The organism is Actinomadura sp. NAK00032 (assembly GCF_013364275.1).
Taxonomy (GTDB): domain Bacteria; phylum Actinomycetota; class Actinomycetes; order Streptosporangiales; family Streptosporangiaceae; genus Spirillospora.
The window spans coordinates 2231010-2252302 of sequence record NZ_CP054932.1; the positions used below are offsets into that span (position 1 = coordinate 2231010).

Here is a 21293-nt window from a genome sequence, read left to right on the forward strand (position 1 = left end):
ATAGGCGTTGACCTGCGGCAACGTCAAACACCCCCTTTGGCGCGGGCAAATCTTCGAGTAACGTTCAGGCGTGCCCCCAAACGTTGAGGTCCGCCGCAGCGCCAGACGCAGGCGAACCGTGTCCGCCTACCGTGACGGCGACAAGGTGGTGGTGATGGTTCCGTCGAGGCTGAGCAAGGCCGAAGAGGAACAGTGGATCGCGACCATCTTGGAACGGCTCGAGGAGCGGGAGCGCCGCAGGCGGCCCACCGACGCCGACCTCCAGTCGCGCGCCCGCGACCTGTCCCGCCGCTACCTGGACGGCCGCGCCGACCCCATCAGCGTCCGCTGGGTCGCCAACCAGCGCGCCCGCTGGGGGTCCTGCACCCCCGACGACGGCACGATCCGGCTGTCGACCCGGCTGCGCGGCATGCCCGGCTGGGTGGTCGACTACGTCCTCGTCCACGAGCTGGCGCACCTGCTCATCCCCGGGCACGGCGCCGACTTCTGGGACCTGGTCGCCAACTACCCGAAGGCCGACCGCGCCCGCGGCTACCTGGAGGGCGTCGCCGCCGCCGCGCACCTGCCGCTGGAGGCGGACGCGCCCGACGACGAGGTCGGCGGCATCCACCACGGCGACGGGCTGCACACCGGCGACGAGTTCCCGCGCGAGGCCGCCGGGTGACCGACGGTCCCGCCGCGCCGCGTCCCCCGCAGGACGCCCGTTTCGCCGCGGTGCTCTCGTTCCCTGCCCGGAACGGGGCCGCGCCGCCCGCCGGCGTCGATCCCGACGAGTTCCGCCTCGCGCTGCTGGAGGACGCCTACGAGGTCGTCGCCGGGCTCGAACTGGTCACGCCCGCGCTCGTCCTGGACCCGCCCCACCAGCCGGACGCCGAGGCGGTCACCTGGCCGGGCACGCCGATCGTCCGGGAGGGCACGCTCGCCGGCGCGTTCGCCGCCCTGCACGCGCTGGGCGCCGGGTCCGCGGCGCTGGTCGCCCCCGATGCCCCCGACCTGCCGCCGCTGCTGCTCGGCAAGCTGTTCCGCGCCCTCGGCGGCGCCCCGGCCGCCGCCTGCCAGGCCGAAGGCACCGGCCAGGGCCTCGTCGCGCTCGCCGCGCGCCTCCCCCTGCCGGGCTGGCTCGCCGCCGCCCTGCACGACGTCGGCCTCGACACCCCGGACGCCCTGGCCCGGCTGCGCGCCGCCGCGCCCCGCCCCGGCCTGGTGCCGCAGGGCCCCGGCTGGCACCGCGTCCGCACCCCCGCCGACCTGCGCTTCCTCGACCCGGGCCTGGAGGGCTGGGAGAACACCCGCGCCCTGCTGGAAGGCCACCCGCTCGGCCGCTGAGCCGCCCGGTTCGGCGGCCCGGCGACCCGGCGGTTCAGCCCGGCGTCCCGGCCGCGAGGGCGGCGCGGACCAGGGCGCGCGTGCCCTCGTCCGCCGACGCGGGCAGCGTCCCCACCGGGAACCACCGCGCCTCGTCACCGCCGGGCACCGGTTCCGGCACGGCCCCGGGCGGGGCCGTGGCCGTGAACTGCACGTCCAGATGCAGCAGGTCGCGGCCGCCGCACCGGGCCTGATAACGATCGAGGCGCAGGGGAGTGCCCGCGATCTCCAGGTCCGGAATGCCGGACTCCTCGGCGGCCTCCCGCCGCGCGGCGGCGAGCAGGGCCGGGTCGTCGGGCTCGCAGTGGCCGCCGAGCTGCGCCCACCTGCCCATCCGGCGGTGGTGGGTGAGCAGCACGCTCGTGCGCGCCCGGTCGAGGACGGCGACACCGACCGTGATGTGACCCGGGTCGCAGCCCCGGTCGGTGCCGTCGGGATGGGCGAGCAGGTGCTCCAGGAACGCCTCGCGGAGACGGCCCTGCCCAGGGTCGGGCGCGTGCCACCGCCGCAGCAGCGAGACCGCGTCGGCGTGCCGCCCCGCGCCGGTGTGCCGCCCCGCGCCGGCCCGCTCGCCCGCGGACCCCTCGCTCACCCGATGTCCTTGGCGTCCCACTCGGTGAGGAAGTCGTCGAGGAACCGCTCCAGGACGCGGTGCCTGCGCTCGGCCAGCCGGCGCCCGCCCTCGGTGTTCATCCGGTCCTTCAGCAGCAGGAGCTTCTCGTAGAAGTGGTTGATCGTGCTGCCCTCGCGGTTCAGGTAGTCGTCCAGCGACGTGTGCAGGTGCGGGGACAGGCCCGGCACGTGCATGGGCTCGCCCTTGTAGCCGCCGTAGGCGAACGCGCGCGCCGCGCCGATGGCGCCGAGCGCGTCGAGCCGGTCGGCGTCCTGCACGACCTTGCCCTCGATGGTCGCCATCTCCGACGCCGTCCCCGCGCCCTTGAAGGACATCGCGGCGATGATGTCCGCCACGTCCTGCGCGACGCCCTCCGGCTCGCCCAGGCCGACCAGCCATTCGAACGCCCGGCGCGGCCCCTTGGTCAGGTCGCCGCCGTTCAGCTTGTAGTCGGAGATGTCGTGGAGCAGCGCGGCCAGTTCGACCACGTACAGGTCGGCCCGCTCCTCGCGGGCCAGCTCCAGCGCCAGCCGGCGGACCCTCGCCACGTGCCACCAGTCGTGCCCCGAGGAGTCGGCCTCCAGTGTCTTCCTGGCGTACTCGGCCGTGCGCTCGATGACGTCGGTCTTGTTCATGGGTCGATGCTCCCGGATAGCAGGATGTCGTCGCGGGTCAGCGGCCGGGACGCGGTGGGGGCGGGGTCTCGGAAACCGTCGAAGTCGCAGTGCCGGCACGGGTCCAGGCCGGCGCGGCCGGAGCGCAGCAGGGCGGAGCGGTGGTGCGCGAAGAGCGCCGACCGCCAGATCTCCACCAGGGGCGTCTCGGCCACGTCTCCCATGCGGACCTTGCCGTACGCGTCAAAGCAGCACAGGTTCACCTCTCCGGTGTACGAGATGTGCAGGTCGGTGAACGGAAGCGCGCAGAAGCCGTGAGGCCCGGCGGCGGGCCGCGGCTTGTTCGGTGCCAGGCCCGCCCGCGTGGTGAGGACCTCGGTCCGGCGCCGCACGCTGATCCGTATGTCATGATGCCGCAGGCGCCGGGCTTCGGCCACCAACTCGCGGACGGGCGCGATGACGCGGCTGCCGTCGGTGTAGTTGTTGATGGTCAGCGTCGACAGCCCGGCCTCGAACAGCTCCGCCACCAGCTCCGTCCGCGCCAGGATCCCGTTGCTGAGGACGCGCAGGTCCGCCGCCGGGCAGGCGCGGCGGAAGACGCCCACGATCTCCGGGAGCCGGGCGTCCAGCAGCGGCTCGTTGTTGCCGAACAGCGCGACCCGCCGGTCGTAGCCCAGCTCGCCCAGCTGACGGGCGATCAGCCCGATCACGGCCAGGTCCAGTTCCCCCGGCGGCCGCGGGTCGACCGACCGCGACACCGGGCAGAACGAGCAGGTGTGGTTGCAGCCCGCACGCGTCTCCACCGAGACCAGGTGGAACAGGGGGTCGCCGGCCGACCAGTCCCGCTCGAAGCGCGGGCGCAGGACCCGGTCCACGGCCGCGCGCCGCTCCTCGGTGTTCTTCTCCTCCTCCAGCGCGATCACGGCCGGATCATCGGTGACCTGGACGTCCTCGCCGCCGTCGGCCAGCCAGGCGGGCGCGGCGACGCCGCGCGGGAACCTGATCCTGATCACGGCTGCGCGCCGTCGAGCGTCGCGAGCACCCGCCGGTAGGCGTCCAGGACGTCCGGGAACGACCGCTGCTGCGCCACCATCTCCTGCAGCGCCGCGAGGTCGACGAAGTGCACGGGGTTGTACTTCGGCGAATCGAGCGCCGTCTGGTCGTCCAGCAGCCGCAGGACGTAGATCAGGTCGTAGTGGAACTGCACGAACCCGCGCTGCCGGTGGATCTCGCGCTGCACCAGAAAGGGCGCCGCGAAGCGCTGGATCTCGCCGAGGTGCCCGGTGTTCCCGTCGATGCCGTGATGGAAGCTCTCGTCGAACCGGTAATCGCGCGGATTGAGCCCGAGCCGCTCTTCCAGGCGCAGTTGCAGCGCGAAGTTCGGGAATTCCGAGCGCTTGACGCGGCCGCCCGGCGGCAGCATCACCTTGTGGTGCGGATGCCGGTACACCAGCAGTTCGTTCCGGGAGTTCAGGATCAGCGCCTCGACGGCGTACCGGCCGCCCACCAGATAGGAGAAGACGTACTGGGTGAGCAGCACCAGCAGCCACAGGACCAGGGCGCCCAGCGCGACGCCGAGCAGCAGTTCCCGAGCCGCCGGATAGCGGTCGTCGATATAGCTGGAGGCCAGGTTGATCAGCACGCCGACCAGGGCGACACCGAAGGCGAACCTGACGAAGGAACGGAACCTGTCCAACCGAAGCCTGCCCTCGATGCGCATGTGCCGCCGGATATGACGGGGATCAGCGTACGTGGGCGCGCTTATCCGCTCAATGAGTCATTTTCCGCAGCCCGCGGTTCGCTTTCGGGCGGCGCGGCCGGAGCGGGCGGCGCGGACGGCGGAAAGGCGCGGCCGCCCGGCTGCCCGGGCGGCCGCATGCGTCACCGGGCGCCGTCAGGCCCGCCCCACCCGCGGGTAGCGGGAGTTGTCGGGGCGGCGGCGGCGCCGCTCCTGGTCGATCGGGCGCTGCCAGCACAGGCTGGCGCGCGCCACCCGGCGGCGGACCGCGTTCGTGGACGATCCGGGCTCGTACCGGCAGCCGGGCACCCGGGACGGGCGTGCGCGGCTCATGCGCGCGGCCCGCCGTCGTCCGGGCGGGCTCCGCCGCCGGGCCCGCCCTCGTCCGGGCCCTTCTCGTCCGAGCCCTTCTCGTCGGGGCCCTTGTCGTCGGGCTTCTCGCCCTCCTCGGGCGCCTTCGTCAGGTCGGACCAGTCGAGGTCGGACAGGCCCTCGATCTCGTCGCGGCCGTGCACGAAGCCGTCCGGGTCGTCGAGGTCGTCGGCCGTCGGGAGCAGGTCGGGGTGGTCCCAGACCGCGTCCCGGCCCTGCGTGCCGCGCGCCTGCGTCAGCGACCGCCATAGCGCGGCGGCCTCCCGCAGGCGGCGGGGCCGCAGCTCCAGGCCGACCAGCGTCGCGAACGTGCGCTCCGCCGGGCCGCCGGTCGCGCGGCGCCGCCGCACCGCCTCGGCCAGCTTCACCGAGCCGGGCAGCCGCCCCTCCGCGGCCTCGTTCACGACCGTGTCGACCCAGCCCTCGACCAGCGCGAGCGCCGTCTCCAGCCGGGCCAGCGCCGCCTTCTGCCGGGGCGTCTCCTCCGGCTGCAGCTGGATCTCGCCGCCCAGCGCCTCCTGGATCGCCTCCGGGTTGCTCAGGTCGAGGCCCTGCACCGCCTGCTCGATCCCGGACAGGTCGACGGTGATGCCGCGCGCGTACTCCTCGACCGCGCCCAGCAGGTGCGAGCGCAGCCACGGGACGTGCGTGAACAGCCGCTGGTGGGCGGCCTCGCGCAGCGCCAGGTAGAGCCGGACCTCGTCGCCCGAGACCTCCAGGCCCTGGCCGAACGCCTCGACCCCGGCGGGCAGCAGCGCGCCCACGCCGTCCGGCGCGAGCGGCAGGCCCACGTCGGCCGAGCCGGTGACCTCGCGGGCCAGCGCGCCGAGCGCCTGCCCGGCCTGGCCGCCGACCATCGCGCCCGCCATCTGCTTGACCATGCCGATCAGCGGCCCGGCCATCGCCTGCACGTCGGCGGGGATCTCGCCGCCGCCGAGCGCCCCGCCCATGGACTCGACCATGCGGGTCGCGATCGGGTCGCAGACCTTCGCCCACACGGGGATCGTCTGCTCGATCCATTCGGACCGGCTCCACGCCTGCGGCGTCCGGATGCCGGCCGGCAGCGTCGTCCGCTCGTCCAGCCACAGGTCGGCCAGGCGCAGCGCCTCCACGACCTGGCGGCGCTCGGCGTCCACCACCGACGGGTCGCCCTGCTCCACCACCGAGTGGCGCGCTATGTTCTTGGCCAGGTCCCAGTTCAGCGGGCCGCCGCCCCCGCCGCCCGCACCCTGTGCGCCGATCATGTCGGCGAACCGGTGCAGCATGTCGGCGAACTGCGCCATGTCGCCGCCCATGCCCTTGAATGGATCCTGGGGCCGGTCGTCGTCGCCGTTGCCGGGACGGTTGAAGCCGAAGGGAGTGTCACTCATCGGTTCGCCCCTGGGATGCATGATGGGCTCATATCCGCAACGTTAGCCGGTCCCGGCAAGGTCGCGTACTCAAGGAAGGGGGCAGCCCCGTGGCAACGGGCAAGGTTCGCCCTCGGCGTAGCAAGGGCCCGGTCGTCGCCGTCACCGGCGCCGCCACCGGGGCGGGACGGCTGCTGGCCGCCCGGCTCGCCGAACGGGAAGAGATCCGCAAGGTCGTCGCCGTCGACGGGCAGCGCGGCGACGTGCCCGGCGTCACCTGGCGCGTCACCGACATCCGCGACCCGCTGCTGTCGGGACGGCTCTCCGACGTCGACGTGCTCGTCAACCTGGACATCGAGCGGTCCCCGGACGCCGACCCGCGCGAGCGCCGCACCCACAACGTCCGCGGCGCCCAGACGGTCGTCACCGCCGCCGCTGCCGCCCGCGTCCGCCGGGTGGTCCTCGTCACGTCCGCGATGGTCTACGGGGCCGAGCCCGGCAACGAGGTGCCGCTGGCCGAGGACGCGCCGCTGCTCGCCGAGGCCAGCACCAGCATCGCCGGGGACTTCCTGGAGATCGAGGAGCTGGCCGCGACCGCGCCCGTCACCCATCCCGGCCTGGACGTCACCGTCGTCCGCCCCGCCGCGCTCGCCGGCCCCGGCGTCGACACCGTGATCACCCGCCACTTCGAGGCGCCCCGGCTGCTGTCGGTCAAGGGCAGCACGCCCGGCTGGCAGTTCTGCCACGTCGAGGACCTCGCGTCCGCGCTGGAGACCGTCGTCGTCGAGGACGTGCGCGGGCCCGTCGCCGTCGGCTCCGAGGGCTGGCTCGGCCCCGACGAGGTGGCCGAGATCACCGGCAAGCGCACCTTCGAGCTGCCCGCCGCCCTCACCTTCGGCATGGCGCAGCGGCTGCACCGGCTCGGGATGACCCCGGCGCCCGCCACCGACCTGCACTACGTCGCCTACCCGTGGGTCGTCGACTGCGCCCGGCTGCGGGCCGCCGGGTGGAAGCCGCTGCACGACAACGCCGCCGCGCTGCGCGCCGTGATGGAGGAGACCGCCGGGCGGCACGCCGTCGTCGGCCGCCGCGTCGGCGGCAAGGAGGCCACGATGGCGACCGCCGCGGGCGCCACCGTCGCCGCGATCGGCGCCGCCGCCGCGATCCGCCGCGCCCGCAAGCGCCGCCGCTGACCCCCGGCCGGGGTCAGCGGCGACCCCGTCAGCTCGCGGGCGGGGTGGCGCTCGGCGACGGTGACGGCGAGCCCGACGGCGAACTCGACGGGGACGGCGACCCGGACGGTGACGGGCTCGGCGACGCCTGCGGCGCGGTCTTGCCCGCCGCCGCCAGCGCGGCCTGCGCGTCCTTGATCCGCTTCCAGGCGTCGCCCATGCCCGGGTAGTCGCCCTTCTTCTGCGCGTTCTCGTAGTCGGTCACGGCCTTGTTCAGGTCGCCGATCGCCTTCTGCGCCGCCGCGCTCAGCTGCTGCCCGCCCGGCGAGCCCGGCGGCGCCCCGGACTGGACGGGCGCGCCCGCCGCGCCGAGGACCTGTTTCAGCGCGTCCTGCAGCGTGTCCGCGGCGGCGATGCTCTCCCCGTACCGGACCAGGATCTTGCCCATGATCGGGTAGGGCTGCTGCTCCGCGCCGCCCGCCGCCTTCGTGTACATCGGCTCCACGTACAGCAGGTCACCGCCGAACGGGATCGTCAGCAGGTTGCCCGCCACGGTCTTCGTCCCGCCCTGCCGCAGCGCGAACAGGTCGCTCTTGACCTTCGAGTCGGTCTCGAACGAGTTCTGCACCTGGCCGGGCCCCGGCGGCTGCGCGTTCCGCGGCATCTGCAGGATCTGGATCTGCCCGTAGTCGCGCCCCGGCGTCGACCCGACCGCCATGAACGCCGCCAGCTGCGGGTTGTTGCGCGGGTTGAAGACCGTCGTCAGCGAGAACGACTCGGCGTCCTGGCCGGGCATCCGCAGGCTCTGGTAGTACGGCGGCTGCCGCTTGCCCTTCACCGTCGGGTCCTGCGGGACCTCCCAGAAGCCCTCGCCGTTGTAGAACGCCGACGGGTCCGTCACGTGGTACTTGGTCAGAACCTTGCGCTGCACCTTGAACAGGTCCTGCGGGTAGCGGAAGTGGGCCTCCAGCTCCGGCGGGATCGACGAGCGCGGCTGGACGGTGTTGTCGAACACCTTCATCCACGTCTTCGTCACCGGGTCGTTCTCGTCCCACTGGTAGAGGTGCACGGTGCCGTCGTAGGCGTCCACCGTGGCCTTCACCGAGTTGCGCATGTAGTTGATGTGGTCGTTCGCCTGCCGCGCCACCGCCGACCGCGTGTCGGTGATGGTGTCGCGGGTCGCCTCCCCGAGGCTCATCTCCTCCGAGTACGGGTAGCTGCTGGACGTCGTGTAGCCGTCCACGATCCACAGGATGCGGCCGTTCACCACCGCCGGGTACGGGTCGCCGTCCAGCGTCAGCCACGGCGCCGCCTTCTGCACCATCTGGCGCGGCGTCCGGTCGTAGAGGATCTTGGCGTCCTTGTTGATCGCGCCCGACAGCAGCAGGTTCTTGTCCTGGAACTTCGCCGAGTACAGCAGCTTGTGCAGGAACGAGTCGATGCGGACCCCGCCCTGCCCGGTGTAGGTGCTGCTCTGCTGCCCGGTGGCGCTGTTGTCGGGGTAGTTCAGCTCCTGCTGGCCCTGCCCGCCGACCACCGAGTACTTCGGCGAGCGCTCCCCGAAGTAGATCTCCGGCTTCGTCACCTGGATCCGCTGGTCCGGGGAGGCCGGCATGTCGCGGGTGATGAACGCCGGCTCCCGGGAGTCGAACCGGTCGCCGTAGGCCGACACGAAGCCGTAGCCGTGCGTGTAGACCATGTGGTCCTTGACCCAGCTGCGCTGCCCGGCCGGCGCCCCCGACAGCTCGCGGAGCGCGACGACCGTGTCGACGAGCTTGCCGTCCACCTTGTAGCGGTCCACGTCCAGCGTGTCGGGGAACTGGTAGAACGGGCGGATCCGCTGCAGCTGCTGGAACGTCTCGCCCACCACGTTCGGGTCGAGGACGCGCACGCCGCCGAGCTTCTCGGCGTCCTCCTGGAGCTGCTTCTTGTCCGTCACGGGCTGCGTGCCGTACGGGACGACCTTCGCACCGTCCACCCCGTAGGCGGCGCGGGTGAACTTGATGTTGCGCTGGATGAACTGCCGCTCCTTGGCCAGCTCGTCCGGCTTCACCTGGAACTGCTGGATCAGCAGCGGGTACACCCCGCCCAGCAGGATCGCCGACAGCACCAGCAGCGTGAAGCCCACGCCCGGCAGCATCATGCCGCGCCGCAGCAGGTTGCTGAAGAACATCGCCGCGCACAGCAGCGCGATCACGGCGAGGATCGTCTTCGCGGGCAGCAGCGCGTTGACATCGGTGTAGGACGCGCCCGTCGCCACCCCGCGCTCGGAATGCACCAGGCCGTACCGGTCGAACCAGTACGCCACCGCCTTCAGCAGGATGAACAGCCCGAACAGCACCGACAGGTGCGCGCGCGCAGGCGGGCTCGCCTTGTCGCCCGGCCCCTGCAGCCGCAGCCCCCCGTACAGGTAGTGCACCATCACCGCGGCCAGGATCGACAGGATCACCGTCGCGAAGACCACACCCAGCACGAGCCGTATGAACGGGTACGTGAAGACGTAGAACGACACGTCCATGTGGAACTGCGGGTCCTCCACGCCGAACGGCGTGCGGTTCAGGAACGCCAGCCACACCGGCCACTGGCCCGCCACCGACGAACCCGTCAGCACGCCCAGCAGCCCCAGCAGCGACACCGCGATCAGCCGGCGCCGCGGATCGATCACCGAGCGGTACCGCTCCAGGCCCTGCTGCTCCACCGACAGCGGCCGGTACGCCGGACGCAGCCGGTAGGCCACCATCACGTTGGCGCCCACCACCAGCGCCATCAGCAGCCCCGCGCCGAAGAACAGCACGATCTTCGCCCGCAGCTGCGTCGTGTAGACCTCGGAGAAACCGATCGAGCGGTACCACAGCAGGTCCGTGTACATGGCCGTGAAGATCATGAACGCGACCAGCAGCACGGCCAGCGCCACCAGAGCGGGCAAGACGATCCGCGTCCGTCCGGTACCGAGCCGGCGCCCGAAAGCGGGAGTCCGGAAGGTCAAGTCGGCCCCTCCGATCGAGAAACTCGCTCACCGGCCGCCCGCCGGTGCTGTAGATGCAACTTACCGACTGGCGCGAGGGTTCCGGCACTCACCGCCGCGGGAAGGGGAAAGATGGTCCCGTGAGTCTCTTGGAAACAGCCGTGCTCGATCTTGAACGTCACTCGGCGGAGAAGGGCTGGGACAGTGCCCCCAGCCTGTACGCGCTCGTCCGCAGCGCCGAACTCCGCCGCGCCGAGCCCGGCCTCGCCGACCAGCTGCCCGCCGACGCCGACGCCCTCGTCCCCATCGAGCAGGAAGGGCTCCCCGAGGGGAGCAGCGTCGAGGACGCCCTCGCGGGCATCGTCTGGCCCGACACCGTCGACGGCTGCGTCCTCGTCATCGAACGGGTCGTCCTGCCCCCGGACGTCGAGGACGACATCCCGGACGACGCCGCCGAGGCCGCCGCCTTCGTCGGGAACCACCCCGCCCGCGAAGAGGTCCGCATGGTCGTCGGCGTCCTGCGCGACGGCGCCCGCCACGCCGCCGTCCGCATGCGCAGCCACGACAGCGACGACGCCGTCCTGCTCGGGCCCGACCTCGTGCCCGGCCTGCCCGACGCGCTCGCCGCCACCTTCGACCCCGACGACCCCGGCGCGTCCCGCCGCGAGTAGGGCGGGCGCCGGGAGGTAGCCTGCGGAACGTGACCCACAGCGTTGAAGCCGGCGACGTCATCCGGCTGGCCGGCGTCCGCGAGACGCCCCTGTCCGTCGACGAGGTCTACCGCGCCGTCGGCGCCCCGGGCGCCGGCGGCATCGCCCTGTTCGCCGGGACCGTCCGCGACCACGACCACGCCCGCGCCGTCAGCGGCCTGTCCTACAGCGCCCACCCCACCGTCGAACGGGAACTGCGCGCCGTCATGGAGAAGGTCGCCGCCGACCACCCCGTCCTCCGCCTCGCCGCCGTCCACCGCGTCGGCGACCTGCGCATCGGCGACATCGCCGTCATCGTCGCCGCCTCCAGCGCGCACCGCGCCGAAGCGTTCGACGCCTGCCGCCGCCTCATCGACGACCTCAAGGCCGGGGTCCCCATCTGGAAGCACCAGACCTTCGCCGACGGCGACGACGAGTGGGTCGGAGCCTGCTGAGCCCCCTGACCGCATAGAGTTTCCGGCATGTCTCGTCGTGCCGCCACGCTCTCCGTCGCGAGCGTGCTCGTCCTCCTGCTCGCCGTCATCGGCTCCTTCATGCGCGTCCCCTACGTCGCGCTCATGCCGGGACCCACGAGCAACACGCTCGGCACGAACGACAAGGGCCAGCCCCTCATCCGCATCGAAGGCCGCAAGACCTACCCCGACGAGGGGCACCTCAACTTCACCACCGTCACCTACCGCGGCGGTCCCGGCGGCCGCATCGACCTGTTCACCGCCCTGCGCGGCTGGCTCGACCGCGACACCGCCATCGTCCCCGAAGAGACGATCTTCCCCAAGAACGAGTCGCCGAAAGAGGTCGACCAGGAGAACACCCGGGCGATGCAGGACTCCCAGCAGAACGCCGAAGCCGCCGCCCTCCACGAACTCGGCATCCCCCTCACCACCCGCGTCGTCGTCGACGGCGTCCAGAAGGGCCGCCCCGCCGACGGCGTGCTGCGGCCCGGCGACGAGATCACCGCACTCGACGGCGCCAAGGTCACCAGCGTCTCCCAGATCACCGGCGCCATGGCCAAGCACAAGATCGGCGACACCGTCGCGCTGACCTACCGGCGCGGCGGCACCGAGCACAAGGCCACCGTCAAGACCGTCGCCGACCCCACCGGCAAGCGCGCCGTCGTCGGCATCGTCCTGTCCGACCAGTACAAGTTCCCCTTCAAGATCGACATCAGCATCGGCGACATCGGCGGCCCCTCCGCCGGCCTCATGTTCTCCCTCGCCATCTACGACAAGCTCACCCCCGGCCCCCTCACCCAGGGCAAGTTCATCGCCGGCACCGGCACCATCACCCCCGAAGGCCGGGTCGGCCCCATCGGCGGCATCCAGCAGAAGATGATCGCCGCCCGCGACGCCGGCGCCACCGTCTTCCTCACCCCCAAGGACAACTGCGCCGACGCAGCCGCCGCCCGCCCCGACGGCCTCCGCCTCGTCCGCGCCGACACCCTCCACGGCACCATCCAGGCCGTCAACGCCCTCAACACCGGCAAGGGCGACATCCCCGCCTGCAAATGACCGCCGACCGACCCGACCACTCCCTCCCATGCCATAGACTTAAGACATCACCGCGGGGTGGAGCAGTTCGGTAGCTCGCTGGGCTCATAACCCAGAGGTCGCAGGTTCAAATCCTGCCCCCGCTACTGGTCCTGGGGTCCCCTTGGTCGCCGCTTTGCGGCTTTCCGAGGGGGCCCTTTCGCATTTCGTCCGGGGGGACGACCCCCCGGAGCCCCCCGGACCGCCACCTTCCCCGCCCGCCCGCCCCTGGGGCTTCGCCCCTCGACCCCCTCCCCGGCTGGTGTGGTGGGTTTCGGGCCGGGTTTTTACCCCCTTTTGGGGGTGGTGGGTCTGTGGGTGGGTGTGGTTCTATCGCGCCACCTGGGACTTTGCGGGAGGGGCTGGCTCATGTCCGACTCTGTGGCTCGTGCTCGGCAGCACTCGGTGGGGGATCTGCTGCATCGGACGGCTCGGCGGTATCCGGAGAAGGTCGCCGTGGTCAGCGGGGAGCTTCGGGTCACGTTCGCGGAGTTCGACGTCGCGGTCAATCGGGCGGCGCACGCGCTCGCGGCGCGGGGGGTCGGTAAGGGGGACCGGGTCGCGCTGCTCAGCCATAACTGCTGGCAGTACGCGGTGATCGCGTTCGCCACGGCCAAGCTCGGCGTGGTGCTCGTGCCCGTCAACTTCATGCTCAACGCCGACGAGGTCGCCTACATCGTCGGGCATTCGGGGGCGTCCGGGATCATCGCGGAGGACGCGCTCGCCCCTACGGCGGAGAAGGCGCTCGCTCTCGCCGGCGTCGAGGGCGGTGTGCGGGGGTGGATTTCGCTCTCCGGTGCCTCGGTGGAGGATGGGTGGGAGGACGTCGACGGGTGGTGGTCGGCCGGGTCCGAAGTGGCGCCGGACGTGCTCGTGGAGGACGACGATCCGCTGCGGCTCATGTACACGTCCGGGACCGAGTCGCGGCCCAAGGGCGTGATGCTGTCCAGCCGCTCGCTGATCTCCCAGTACGTCAGCTGCGTCGTCGACGGCGAGATGAGCCCGGACGACGTCGAGGTGCACACGCTGCCGATGTACCACTGCGCGCAGCTCGACTGCTTCTTCTCGGTCGACGTCTACCTGGGGGCGACGAGCATCATCCTGCCGTCGCCCGAGCCCGGTGCGCTGCTGGAGACGATCGAGCGGGAGAAGGTCACCAAGCTGTTCTGCCCGCCTACCGTGTGGATCTCGCTGCTGCGTCATCCCGACTTCGACCGGCGCGACCTGTCGAGCCTGCGGAAGGGGTACTACGGGGCCTCGCCGATGCCGGTCGAGGTGCTGCGGGAGCTGTTGCGGCGGCTGCCGGAGGTGCGGCTGTGGAACTTCTACGGGCAGACCGAGATGGCGCCGCTGGCGACCATTCTGCGGCCCGAGGAGCAGCTTGAGCGGGCCGGGAGCGCGGGGCGCGCGGCGATCAATGTCGAGACCGCGGTCGTCGACGACGACGGGAATCCCGTCGGGGCGGGAGAGGTCGGCGAGATCGTCCACCGGAGCCCGCACGCGGCCCTCGGGTACTACCGGGACGAGGAGAAGACCGCCGAGGCGTTCCGGAACGGGTGGTTCCATTCGGGTGATCTCGGAGTGATGACGGCGGACGGGTACCTGTCCGTCGTCGATCGCAAGAAGGACATGATCAAGACGGGTGGGGAGAACGTCGCCAGCCGGGAGGTCGAGGAGGCCATCTACGAACTGGACGGCGTGGCCGAGGTCGCCGTCTTCGGCATCAGCCACCCGCACTGGATCGAGGCCGTCACCGCCGTTGTGGTTCCCAAGGCGGGGGCTGAGCTCAGCGTTGAGGACGTCAATGCTCATGCTCGGGAGCGGCTCGCTCCGTACAAGCGGCCCAAGTACGTCGTGCTGGCCGATGCTCTGCCCAAGAACCCCAGTGGCAAGATCCTGAAGCGGGAGCTGCGTGACCGGCATGCCGGTCTGGGGCAGGCCTGATCTCTCAGGTCGGGGGAGTCAGGTGGGGCGCGAGCGTTAGGGCCAGGTGGAGGGTTAGGCGGTCCTGGCCGTTGGTGAGGGTCAGGGCCGTCAGCTCTTCTATGCGGCGCAGGCGGTGGTAGAGGGTCTGGCGGTGGATGTTGAGGGTCTTCGCTGTTTGCTGGACGTTGCCCGCCAGGTCCAGGTAGATGCGGGCTGTTTGCGTTAGCTCTGGGTGTTGCAGTAGGTGGTCGGTGCCTGGGGTTTGGGTGGTTTGGGTCAGGGCCTCGTCGCCTGCGGTGCGGAGGAGGCGTAGGACGCCAAGGGTCGTCCAGTCGCGGGTCTCGCCGGGGGCGGCGGTGCGTGCTGCCACGCGGGCGCGGAGCCAGCCCTCGTGGACGTCCTCAAGAGTGGCGCAAGGGGCGTAGACGCCGGCCTGGACGGGGGCGTTGCGTTCCTCCAGGAGGCGGCGGGCCCGGTCGACCGTCGGCGGTGTCGGGGTCGAGTTCGGGATGACGAGGATGTGGTCGCGCTGCCACACCGTCATCAGGACGGAGTGGGGGAGTTGCCACGGGTTGAGTGGTTCCGGGCTCGGGGTGCGCAGCACCGCCACGGCGAAGGGCGGTTCCGGGGAGGCGGCCTCGGTCAGGTCGTCCGCCGCCTGGATGCGGGTGTCCGGGTGGGTGGAGAGCAGGTCGGCGACCTTCCAGCCGAGGTCGTCGCGCTCGCGGGCCTGGCGGGCCATGAGGAGGGCGGCCCGTTCGCAGAGGGGCATCGCCTTGGCGGCCTGGGCGCTCGTGATGCGCTCCTGGTCGTCCAGGAGCCACAGGTAGCCGTAGGTCACGTTGTGCCAGCGGACGGGCAGGCAGAGCCGGGCGAGCTGGCCGAGGGACGCGTCCGCCGGGATGCGGACCGGGCCCGTCGCGCGGGCGATGCCGTGCCGCTCGAAGCGGGCCCGGACGTCCTCGGACGAGCGGCGGTGCAGGATCGAGTCCAGCCGGACGGGGTCGATGGTGTCGCCGTGGGCCGCGTAGGCGACCAGGTGGAAGTCGCGGTCTTCGAGCGTGGCGGGAGCTCGCAGGAGGTCGGCTGCTAGTTCCGCGATTTCCTGGAGGTCTGGAGGCATCTCGCTCCTTTGTGCATTTGTATGAAGTCTAGCTCGGGTGGAAGTGGCGTTTGGCTATAGGGGGAGGGGCGTGATGCTTCTACCGTTCGAGGTGTTCCTCGACGTTGGAGGCTCCGATGCTCGCTTCCGCCCTCCTCGCTGCCGCGCGCAGCGAGCGGATGCGCGGTCTCGTCACGTCCATGCCCCTCACCAGGGGTGTCGTCGACCGGTTCGTCGCCGGGGATGAGCTCGGCGACGCGGTCCGGGCGGTGCGGGAGCTGCGGGAGTCCGGGCTTTCCGTGACCCTTGACCATCTGGGGGAGGACACCCGGGAGCGTTCGCAGGCCGAGGCCGCCCGGGACGCCTATCTGCGGATGTTCTCCTCCTTTGAGGAAGAGGGCCTCGCGGGAGGTGCTGACGCCTCGGTGAAGCTTTCCGCGCTCGGGCAGGCGCTGCCGGGGGAGCTGGCGCTCGACAACGCGCGGGAGATCTGCGCCGCCGCCGGGCGGATCGGCATGACCGTCACCCTCGACATGGAGGACCACACGACCGTCGACTCCACGCTGGAGGTCCTGGGCAAGCTGCGGAGCGACTTCCCGTGGGTGGGTGTCGCCGTCCAGGCGATGCTGCGACGCAGTGAGGGCGATCTGCGGGATCTGGTGGGGGAGGGCTCGCGGGTCCGGTGGGTCAAGGGCGCTTATGCCGAGCCTGCGTCCGTGGCCTTCCAGGGGCGGCGTGAGGTCGACCGTGCTTACGTGCGGGGGCTGCGGCTGCTGATGGAGGGTGACGGGTACCCGATGGTCGCCAGCCATGATCCGCGGATCATTGAAATTGCGCAGGCGCTCGGGGCGGGGCGGTCGGCTGAGTCTTATGAGTTCCAGATGCTCTACGGCATTCGGGCCGGTGAGCAGCGGCGGCTTGCTGAGGCCCATCGGATGCGCGTCTACGTCCCTTACGGCGCCGATTGGTACGGGTACTTCATGCGGCGGCTCGCCGAAAGGCCCGCCAACCTCGTCTTCTTTCTCCGTTCGTTCGTCTCCCGTTAAGGAGGGCCCCCTGATGGACGCCGTGACCAACGTTCCGATGCCGGTCAACGAGCCGGTGCGCGGGTATGCGCCGGGCAGCGCCGAACGGGCCCGGCTGGAGGCGCGGCTCGCCGAGCTGACCGCCGAGGCGCCGGTCGACCTGCCGATGACGATCGGCGGCGAGCGGCGGCTCGGGGCCGGCGCCAAGGTCGCCGTCGTGCAGCCGCACCGGCACGCGTCGGTGCTCGGCACGTTCGGCACCGCGACGCGGGAGGACGCGCGGGACGCGATCGACGCCGCGCTGAAGGCCGCGCCGGCGTGGCGGGACATGGCGTTCGACGACCGCGCCGCGATCTTCCTGCGCGCCGCGGACCTGCTCGCCGGGCCGTGGCGGGAGACGCTGCTGGCCGCGACGATGCTCGGCCAGTCCAAGACCGTCCAGCAGGCGGAGATCGACAGCCCGTGCGAGCTGGTCGACTTCTGGCGGTTCAACGTGCACTTCGCGCGGCGGATCCTCGCCGAGCAGCCGATCAGCGGCGCCGGGGTGTGGAACCGGTCCGACCACCGGCCGCTGGAGGGGTTCGTCTACGCGATCACCCCGTTCAACTTCACCGCGATCGCCGCGAACCTGCCGACCGCGCCCGCGCTCATGGGCAACGTGGTCGTGTGGAAGCCGTCGCCGACGCAGACGTACTCGGCCGTGCTGCTGATGCGGCTGCTGGAGGAGGCCGGGCTGCCGGACGGCGTCATCAACCTCGTGACCGGGGACGGGCTCGCGGTGTCGGACGTCGCGCTCCAGCACCCCGAGCTGGCCGGGATCCACTTCACCGGGTCGACCGCGACGTTCCGGCACCTGTGGAAGACCGTCGGGACCAACATCGAGAAGTTCCGGAGCTACCCGCGGATCGTGGGGGAGACCGGCGGGAAGGACTTCGTCGTCGCCCACCCGTCCGCCGACCCGGCGGTGCTGAAGACCGCGCTCGTGCGGGGGGCCTTCGAGTACCAGGGGCAGAAGTGCTCGGCGGCGTCGCGGGCCTACATCCCGCGGTCGATCTGGGACGGCGGGTTCAAGGAGGAGCTGGCCGCCGAGGTCGACGGGCTCGCCATGGGGGACGTCGCCGACCTGTCCAACTTCATGAGCGCCGTGATCGACGAGCGGGCCTTCGCCAAGAGCAAGGCGGCCATCGACCGGGCGCACGGTGACCCGGGTGTCGAGGTCGTCGCCGGTGGGACCTACGACGACAGTGTCGGGTACTTCGTGCGGCCCACCGTGCTCGTCTCCGGTGATGCTGAGAACGAGATCTTCCGGACCGAGTACTTCGGGCCTGTTCTCGGTGTCCACGTCTACGAGGACGAGCGGTACGACGAGATGCTCGCCCAGATGGAGTCGGTCGCCGACTACGCCCTCACCGGCGCCGTCATCGCGAACGACCGGGCCGCCGCCGCGCACACCGCAGAGGTGCTGCGGTACGCCGCCGGCAACTTCTACATCAACGACAAGCCCACCGGCGCCGTCGTCGGGCAGCAGCCGTTCGGCGGCGCGCGGGCGTCCGGGACCAACGACAAGGCCGGGTCTGTTTTCAACCTGCTGCGGTGGACGTCGCCTCGGTCCATCAAGGAGACGTTCGTTCCGCCGACCGACTACCGGTACCCGCACATGGGCTAGGTCGGGCCGATGCCCGTGGCCGGGAGTGAGACCCAGCCTCGGGTGAACGGGGACGCGATCCGTTGAGCGTTCTCCAGGTCCACGCCTGTGTGGGGGTGGGCCTGGAGGAGCTCTTCCAGGGCGATACGGGCCTGGAGCTTCGCCAGGTGCGAGCCGATGCAGAAGTGGACGCCGCTGGAGAAGCCCAGATGGCGCGGGATCTCCCGGGTGACGTCCAGCTCGTGCGCGGACGGGCCGAACTCGCGCTCGTCCCGGTTCGCCGACCCGAACAGCATCATCACCTTCTCGCCCTCCGGGATCTCCGTCCCGTGGAGGACGACCGGGCGCGTCGTCGTCCGCGCGAGGGCCTGCACCGAGCTCTCCAGGCGCAGGAACTCCATCAGCGCGTTCGGGATCAGGGACGGGTCGGCGGCGAGGCGCTCGCGCTGCGCGTGGTCGCCGTCCAGCAGCGCGACCCCGTGCGAGATCAGGTTGCCGGTGGTGTCGTTGCCGCCCGCCACCATGACGAAGCAGAAGCCGAGGATGTCCCAGTCGGTGAGGCGCTCTCCGTCCGCCTCGGCGGCCGTCAGCGCGCTTATCAGGTCGTCGGACGGGTCGGCGCGGCGCGCGGCGATCACGTTCGTGAAGTACTCGAACATCTCCGCTACGGCGGCGACCGCGTCGTCCTTCAGCGCCTTCAGGTCGAAGCCGTCGTCCTGGAGGGTCGTCAGCGCCGACACCCACGGGTCGAAGCGGGCCCGGTCGGACTCCGGGACGCCCAGCAGGTGCGCGAGCGCGTAGGTGGGCAGGGGCGAGGAGAAGTCGCGGTGCAGGTCCGGGACCTCGCCGTCGGCCGCCCTGCGCTCCATGAGGGCGATCCGGGAGCGGACGAACTCGCGGAGGAGATCCTCCAGGGCCGCCGTGCGGCGGGGCGTGAAGCCGTGGCTGATCAGGCGCCGCAGGACGGTGTGGCGCGGCGGATCCAGCATCACGATCGTCGGCGCCAGGCCCAGCGTGCCGATCTCGTCCGGATAGAACGTCAGGCCCTGCGCGGACGAGAACGTCCCCGCGTCCCGCGTCGCCGCCCAGATGTCGTCGAACCGGGACAGCGCCCAGAACGGCGGATCGTCGTGGCGGTGGACGGGGTCCGCGTCCCGCAGCCGTGCGTAGGCGGGGTAGGGGTCGGCCTGGAAACCGGGGTCGAACGGGTCGTAGACGTCCGCCATGCGCGCGGCCTCCCGTTGTAACAGGCGTCGTTATTAACGCCCCCTGTTAGTATCATCGGCGTGCCGAAAGACGCAAGCGCCACCCGCGACGCCCTCCTGCACGCCGGCGCCCACCTCTTCGCCGCCCACGGCATCGACGCCGCCCGCACCCGCGACATCGTCACCCTCGCCGGACAGGGCAACGACTCCGCCGTCACCTACCACTTCGGCTCCCGCGCCGGCCTCCTCGACGCCGTCCTCCGCGCCGGCATCACCCGCATGGAACCCGCCCGCGCCGCCGCCCTCCCCGGCCTGCGCCCCGGCGACCTCCCCGCCATCACCGCCGCCATCGTCGAGCCCACCGCCGACGAACTCCGCACCGAACACGGCCGCGACTTCCTCCGCATCACCGCCCAACTCGCCGGACGCGCCGGAATCCGCGACCGGCACCTCCCGCCTCTTCTGCGCGGCACCGCCCTTCAGGGGCAGCTTGAACTACTTCAAGACGCCTGCCGTGCCGTTCATGTCGAAGCCATCGCGCTTGAGCGTGTCTCGCACTTCATAGCCTTCCTCACCGCCGCCCTCGCCGACCGCGCCGCCCGCCTCCCCGACCCCGCACCCCCCGCGCTCGCCCACGACGTCTACACCGCCGACCTCACCGCCATGCTCACCGCCGCCCTCCGCACACCCGCACCCGCCCCCACCCGTTTGCCTAAGCACCCCCCACCCAATACAGTTAAGACATCACCGCGGGGTGGAGCAGTTCGGTAGCTCGCTGGGCTCATAACCCAGAGGTCGCAGGTTCAAATCCTGCCCCCGCTACTGGTCCTGGGGCCCCCTTGGTCGCGAGCTTCGCTCGCTTCCCGAGGGGGCCCTTCGCATTTCGCCCGGGGGGACGACCCCCCGGAGCCCCCCGTTCCTCCACCTCCCCCACCCGCCCGCCCCTGGGGCTTCGCCCCTAGACCCCCGCTTAGCCTGCTTTGTGGTGGTTTAGGCGGGTTGGGGATTGTTCTAGTGACTGTCTGTCCCAGTTTGCGTTTTCTGCTGCTGCCTCGTAGGTGGCTTGTAGGAAGGCTGCTGCTGTTGCGTCTGGGTTCTTTGAAGCCGCTACTGCCTCGTAGGGGAAGACGTACTCGCCTAGGGTCTTGTCGTAGTGGGCGCCTTGGGGGACCTGGTGGTCGGCGAAGCCCTTCGGTTCTGGGTAGGCGTAGGAGTAGAAGGCGCCCTCCTCGCCTCCGCCCGGCCAGAAGCCGGCGCTGGACAGTTCGCCTGAGTAGCCCTCCGTCATGACCCAGTCGGGGCAGTTCGGGGCGCCGCCGGGGTGGACGGGGGCCTCGCGGCCGGAGAAGCGGGTGCAGGCCATGTCCATCGCGCCCCAGAAGAAGTGCACCGGGCTCACCTTGCCGGTGAAGTGGGCGCGGAACGCGCTCAGGACTCGGTCGGCCTGGATCAGCTGGCGCCAGAAGAGGTGTGCCGCGTCCGGGTCGTAGGACGCGTTCTGGTTGTCCTCGGCGAACGGGATCGCCGGGTCTACCTCGTTCGGGGTCGCGCTTATTTGGGTCTGGATGCCCATGTCGTTCAGGGTGTTCATGACGTTGGTGTAGAAGTCCGCTACTGGTTTTGCGGTTAGGGCTAGAGCGCGTGTCTCGCCTGTGCTTCGTCTTATGCGGAGTGCGTGGTCTACGAAGTCGAACTCGATGTCGAAGGCGCCGTTCCCGTACGGGACCGACGACGTGGTCAGGCCCCTCGGGCTGACGTACAGGGTGACCTGCCACCAGTGGTTCAGCAGGGGCGCGTGCGCCATGCGGATCTTTCCGACGATCTGCGTCCACATGTGCAGCGTCTCGCGGGTGTCGGTCCAGTCCGCCAGCCGCAGCCGCGGCCAGTTCCCGTCCTCGCCTCGCTCGGGCATCGTGCCTCCAGGTGTCGTTGGCTGGGTGCTGATACCCCCCTCATGCCGTGAGAA

At 71.4% G+C, this 21293-nt stretch carries 20 protein-coding genes and 2 tRNA genes; 12 read left to right on the forward strand and 10 right to left on the reverse strand.

The features are described 5' to 3' along the window. Positions 1-118: 118 nt before the first annotated feature. Positions 119-664 carry a M48 family metallopeptidase gene (locus HUT06_RS10440; protein WP_176195536.1) on the forward strand — a complete coding sequence of 182 codons (546 nt, stop codon included), beginning with the start codon at positions 119-121 and terminating at the stop codon, positions 662-664. Beyond that, positions 661-1326 carry a nucleotidyltransferase family protein gene (locus tag HUT06_RS10445; protein WP_254715098.1) on the forward strand — a complete coding sequence of 222 codons (666 nt, stop codon included), beginning with the start codon at positions 661-663 and terminating at the stop codon, positions 1324-1326. The genes HUT06_RS10440 and HUT06_RS10445 overlap by 4 nt, the downstream gene beginning before the upstream one ends. Positions 1327-1360: 34 nt before the next feature. Here the strand turns inward: HUT06_RS10445 and HUT06_RS10450 are convergent, their stop codons facing one another. From HUT06_RS10450 to HUT06_RS10475, 6 genes are all read right to left on the reverse strand, one after another. Next, positions 1361-1957 (reverse strand): NUDIX domain-containing protein, encoded by a 597-nt coding sequence (locus HUT06_RS10450; RefSeq protein WP_176195537.1) that lies wholly within the window; start codon positions 1955-1957, stop codon positions 1361-1363. Further along, on the reverse strand, positions 1954-2613 hold the full coding sequence (locus HUT06_RS10455; protein WP_176195538.1) for an HD domain-containing protein: 660 nt from the start codon (positions 2611-2613) through the stop codon (positions 1954-1956). The genes HUT06_RS10450 and HUT06_RS10455 overlap by 4 nt, the downstream gene beginning before the upstream one ends. Then, positions 2610-3605 carry a radical SAM/SPASM domain-containing protein gene (locus tag HUT06_RS10460; protein ID WP_176195539.1) on the reverse strand — a complete coding sequence of 332 codons (996 nt, stop codon included), beginning with the start codon at positions 3603-3605 and terminating at the stop codon, positions 2610-2612. Before HUT06_RS10460 ends, HUT06_RS10455 begins: the two co-directional genes overlap by 4 nt. Further along, positions 3602-4288 (reverse strand): hypothetical protein, encoded by a 687-nt coding sequence (locus HUT06_RS10465; RefSeq protein WP_176195540.1) that lies wholly within the window; start codon positions 4286-4288, stop codon positions 3602-3604. Before HUT06_RS10465 ends, HUT06_RS10460 begins: the two co-directional genes overlap by 4 nt. 198 nt (positions 4289-4486) lie before the next feature. Further along, complete coding sequence (locus tag HUT06_RS10470; protein WP_171068930.1) at positions 4487-4663, reverse strand: hypothetical protein; 177 nt, start codon at positions 4661-4663, stop codon at positions 4487-4489. Further along, positions 4660-6072 (reverse strand): zinc-dependent metalloprotease, encoded by a 1413-nt coding sequence (locus HUT06_RS10475; protein WP_176195541.1) that lies wholly within the window; start codon positions 6070-6072, stop codon positions 4660-4662. Before HUT06_RS10475 ends, HUT06_RS10470 begins: the two co-directional genes overlap by 4 nt. Before the next feature lie 89 nt (positions 6073-6161). Between HUT06_RS10475 and HUT06_RS10480 the strand changes: the two genes are divergently transcribed. Beyond that, positions 6162-7244, forward strand: a complete 1083-nt coding sequence (locus HUT06_RS10480; RefSeq protein ID WP_176195542.1) for an NAD-dependent epimerase/dehydratase family protein — start codon at positions 6162-6164, stop codon at positions 7242-7244. A 28-nt stretch (positions 7245-7272) separates the two neighbouring features. Here HUT06_RS10480 and HUT06_RS10485 read toward each other — a convergent pair whose 3' ends face one another. After that, the gene (locus HUT06_RS10485; RefSeq protein WP_254715099.1) at positions 7273-10149 is read right to left on the reverse strand and encodes a UPF0182 family protein; all 2877 of its coding nucleotides are present in this window, start codon (positions 10147-10149) and stop codon (positions 7273-7275) included. Between the two features lie 179 nt (positions 10150-10328). Between HUT06_RS10485 and HUT06_RS10490 the strand changes: the two genes are divergently transcribed. The 5 genes from HUT06_RS10490 (at position 10329) to HUT06_RS10510 (ending at position 14368) form a co-directional block, all read left to right on the forward strand. Next, the gene (locus HUT06_RS10490; RefSeq protein WP_176195544.1) at positions 10329-10859 is read left to right on the forward strand and encodes a PPA1309 family protein; all 531 of its coding nucleotides are present in this window, start codon (positions 10329-10331) and stop codon (positions 10857-10859) included. Between the two features lie 29 nt (positions 10860-10888). Next, the gene (locus HUT06_RS10495; RefSeq protein ID WP_217711271.1) at positions 10889-11332 is read left to right on the forward strand and encodes a molybdenum cofactor biosynthesis protein MoaE; all 444 of its coding nucleotides are present in this window, start codon (positions 10889-10891) and stop codon (positions 11330-11332) included. Between the two features lie 27 nt (positions 11333-11359). After that, the gene (locus HUT06_RS10500; protein WP_176195545.1) at positions 11360-12406 is read left to right on the forward strand and encodes a PDZ domain-containing protein; all 1047 of its coding nucleotides are present in this window, start codon (positions 11360-11362) and stop codon (positions 12404-12406) included. 51 nt (positions 12407-12457) lie between these two features. Next, positions 12458-12531 (forward strand) — tRNA-Met (locus HUT06_RS10505). Between the two features lie 262 nt (positions 12532-12793). Further along, complete coding sequence (locus HUT06_RS10510; protein WP_176195546.1) at positions 12794-14368, forward strand: acyl-CoA synthetase; 1575 nt, start codon at positions 12794-12796, stop codon at positions 14366-14368. 4 nt (positions 14369-14372) lie between these two features. Here the strand turns inward: HUT06_RS10510 and HUT06_RS10515 are convergent, their stop codons facing one another. Continuing rightward, positions 14373-15473 (reverse strand): CdaR family transcriptional regulator, encoded by a 1101-nt coding sequence (locus HUT06_RS10515; protein ID WP_176195547.1) that lies wholly within the window; start codon positions 15471-15473, stop codon positions 14373-14375. A 116-nt stretch (positions 15474-15589) separates the two neighbouring features. Here HUT06_RS10515 and HUT06_RS10520 point away from each other — a divergent pair, with 116 nt between their 5' ends. Together HUT06_RS10520 and pruA are read left to right on the forward strand one after the other, a co-directional pair. Further along, positions 15590-16498, forward strand: a complete 909-nt coding sequence (locus tag HUT06_RS10520) for a proline dehydrogenase family protein (RefSeq protein WP_176195548.1) — start codon at positions 15590-15592, stop codon at positions 16496-16498. 13 nt (positions 16499-16511) lie between these two features. Continuing rightward, positions 16512-18143, forward strand: coding sequence for an L-glutamate gamma-semialdehyde dehydrogenase (gene pruA, locus HUT06_RS10525; RefSeq protein ID WP_176195549.1), 1632 nt, complete (start codon positions 16512-16514; stop codon positions 18141-18143). Here the strand turns inward: pruA and HUT06_RS10530 are convergent. Then, positions 18140-19348, reverse strand: a complete 1209-nt coding sequence (locus HUT06_RS10530; RefSeq protein WP_176195550.1) for a cytochrome P450 — start codon at positions 19346-19348, stop codon at positions 18140-18142. The two genes, pruA and HUT06_RS10530, sit on opposite strands and share 4 nt — an antisense overlap. A gap of 60 nt (positions 19349-19408) precedes the next feature. On the opposite strand from HUT06_RS10530, the gene HUT06_RS45180 reads away from it, so the two are divergent. Beyond that, a complete protein-coding gene (locus HUT06_RS45180; RefSeq protein ID WP_176195551.1) occupies positions 19409-20098 on the forward strand; it encodes a TetR/AcrR family transcriptional regulator in 690 nt (229 codons plus the stop codon). Continuing rightward, positions 20076-20149 (forward strand) — tRNA-Met (locus HUT06_RS10540). Before HUT06_RS45180 ends, HUT06_RS10540 begins: the two co-directional genes overlap by 23 nt. 148 nt (positions 20150-20297) lie before the next feature. On the opposite strand, the gene HUT06_RS10545 is transcribed toward HUT06_RS10540, so the two are convergent. After that, complete coding sequence (locus HUT06_RS10545) at positions 20298-21239, reverse strand: DUF5996 family protein (protein WP_176195552.1); 942 nt, start codon at positions 21237-21239, stop codon at positions 20298-20300. Positions 21240-21293 lie beyond the last annotated feature (54 nt).

Bases quoted from the DNA above. Each gene is read 5' to 3' on its own strand.
- HUT06_RS10475 (WP_176195541.1), bottom strand. From the start codon at position 6,072: ATGAGTGACACTCCCTTCGGCTTCAACCGTCCCGGCAACGGCGACGAC.
- HUT06_RS10500 (WP_176195545.1), top strand. From the start codon at position 11,360: ATGTCTCGTCGTGCCGCCACGCTCTCCGTCGCGAGCGTGCTCGTCCTC.
- HUT06_RS10520 (WP_176195548.1), top strand. From the start codon at position 15,590: ATGCTCGCTTCCGCCCTCCTCGCTGCCGCGCGCAGCGAGCGGATGCGC.
- HUT06_RS10455 (WP_176195538.1), bottom strand. From the start codon at position 2,613: ATGAACAAGACCGACGTCATCGAGCGCACGGCCGAGTACGCCAGGAAG.
- pruA (WP_176195549.1), top strand. From the start codon at position 16,512: ATGGACGCCGTGACCAACGTTCCGATGCCGGTCAACGAGCCGGTGCGC.
- HUT06_RS10470 (WP_171068930.1), bottom strand. From the start codon at position 4,663: ATGAGCCGCGCACGCCCGTCCCGGGTGCCCGGCTGCCGGTACGAGCCC.
- HUT06_RS10515 (WP_176195547.1), bottom strand. From the start codon at position 15,473: ATGCCTCCAGACCTCCAGGAAATCGCGGAACTAGCAGCCGACCTCCTG.
- HUT06_RS10545 (WP_176195552.1), bottom strand. From the start codon at position 21,239: ATGCCCGAGCGAGGCGAGGACGGGAACTGGCCGCGGCTGCGGCTGGCG.
- HUT06_RS10530 (WP_176195550.1), bottom strand. From the start codon at position 19,348: ATGGCGGACGTCTACGACCCGTTCGACCCCGGTTTCCAGGCCGACCCC.
- HUT06_RS10510 (WP_176195546.1), top strand. From the start codon at position 12,794: ATGTCCGACTCTGTGGCTCGTGCTCGGCAGCACTCGGTGGGGGATCTG.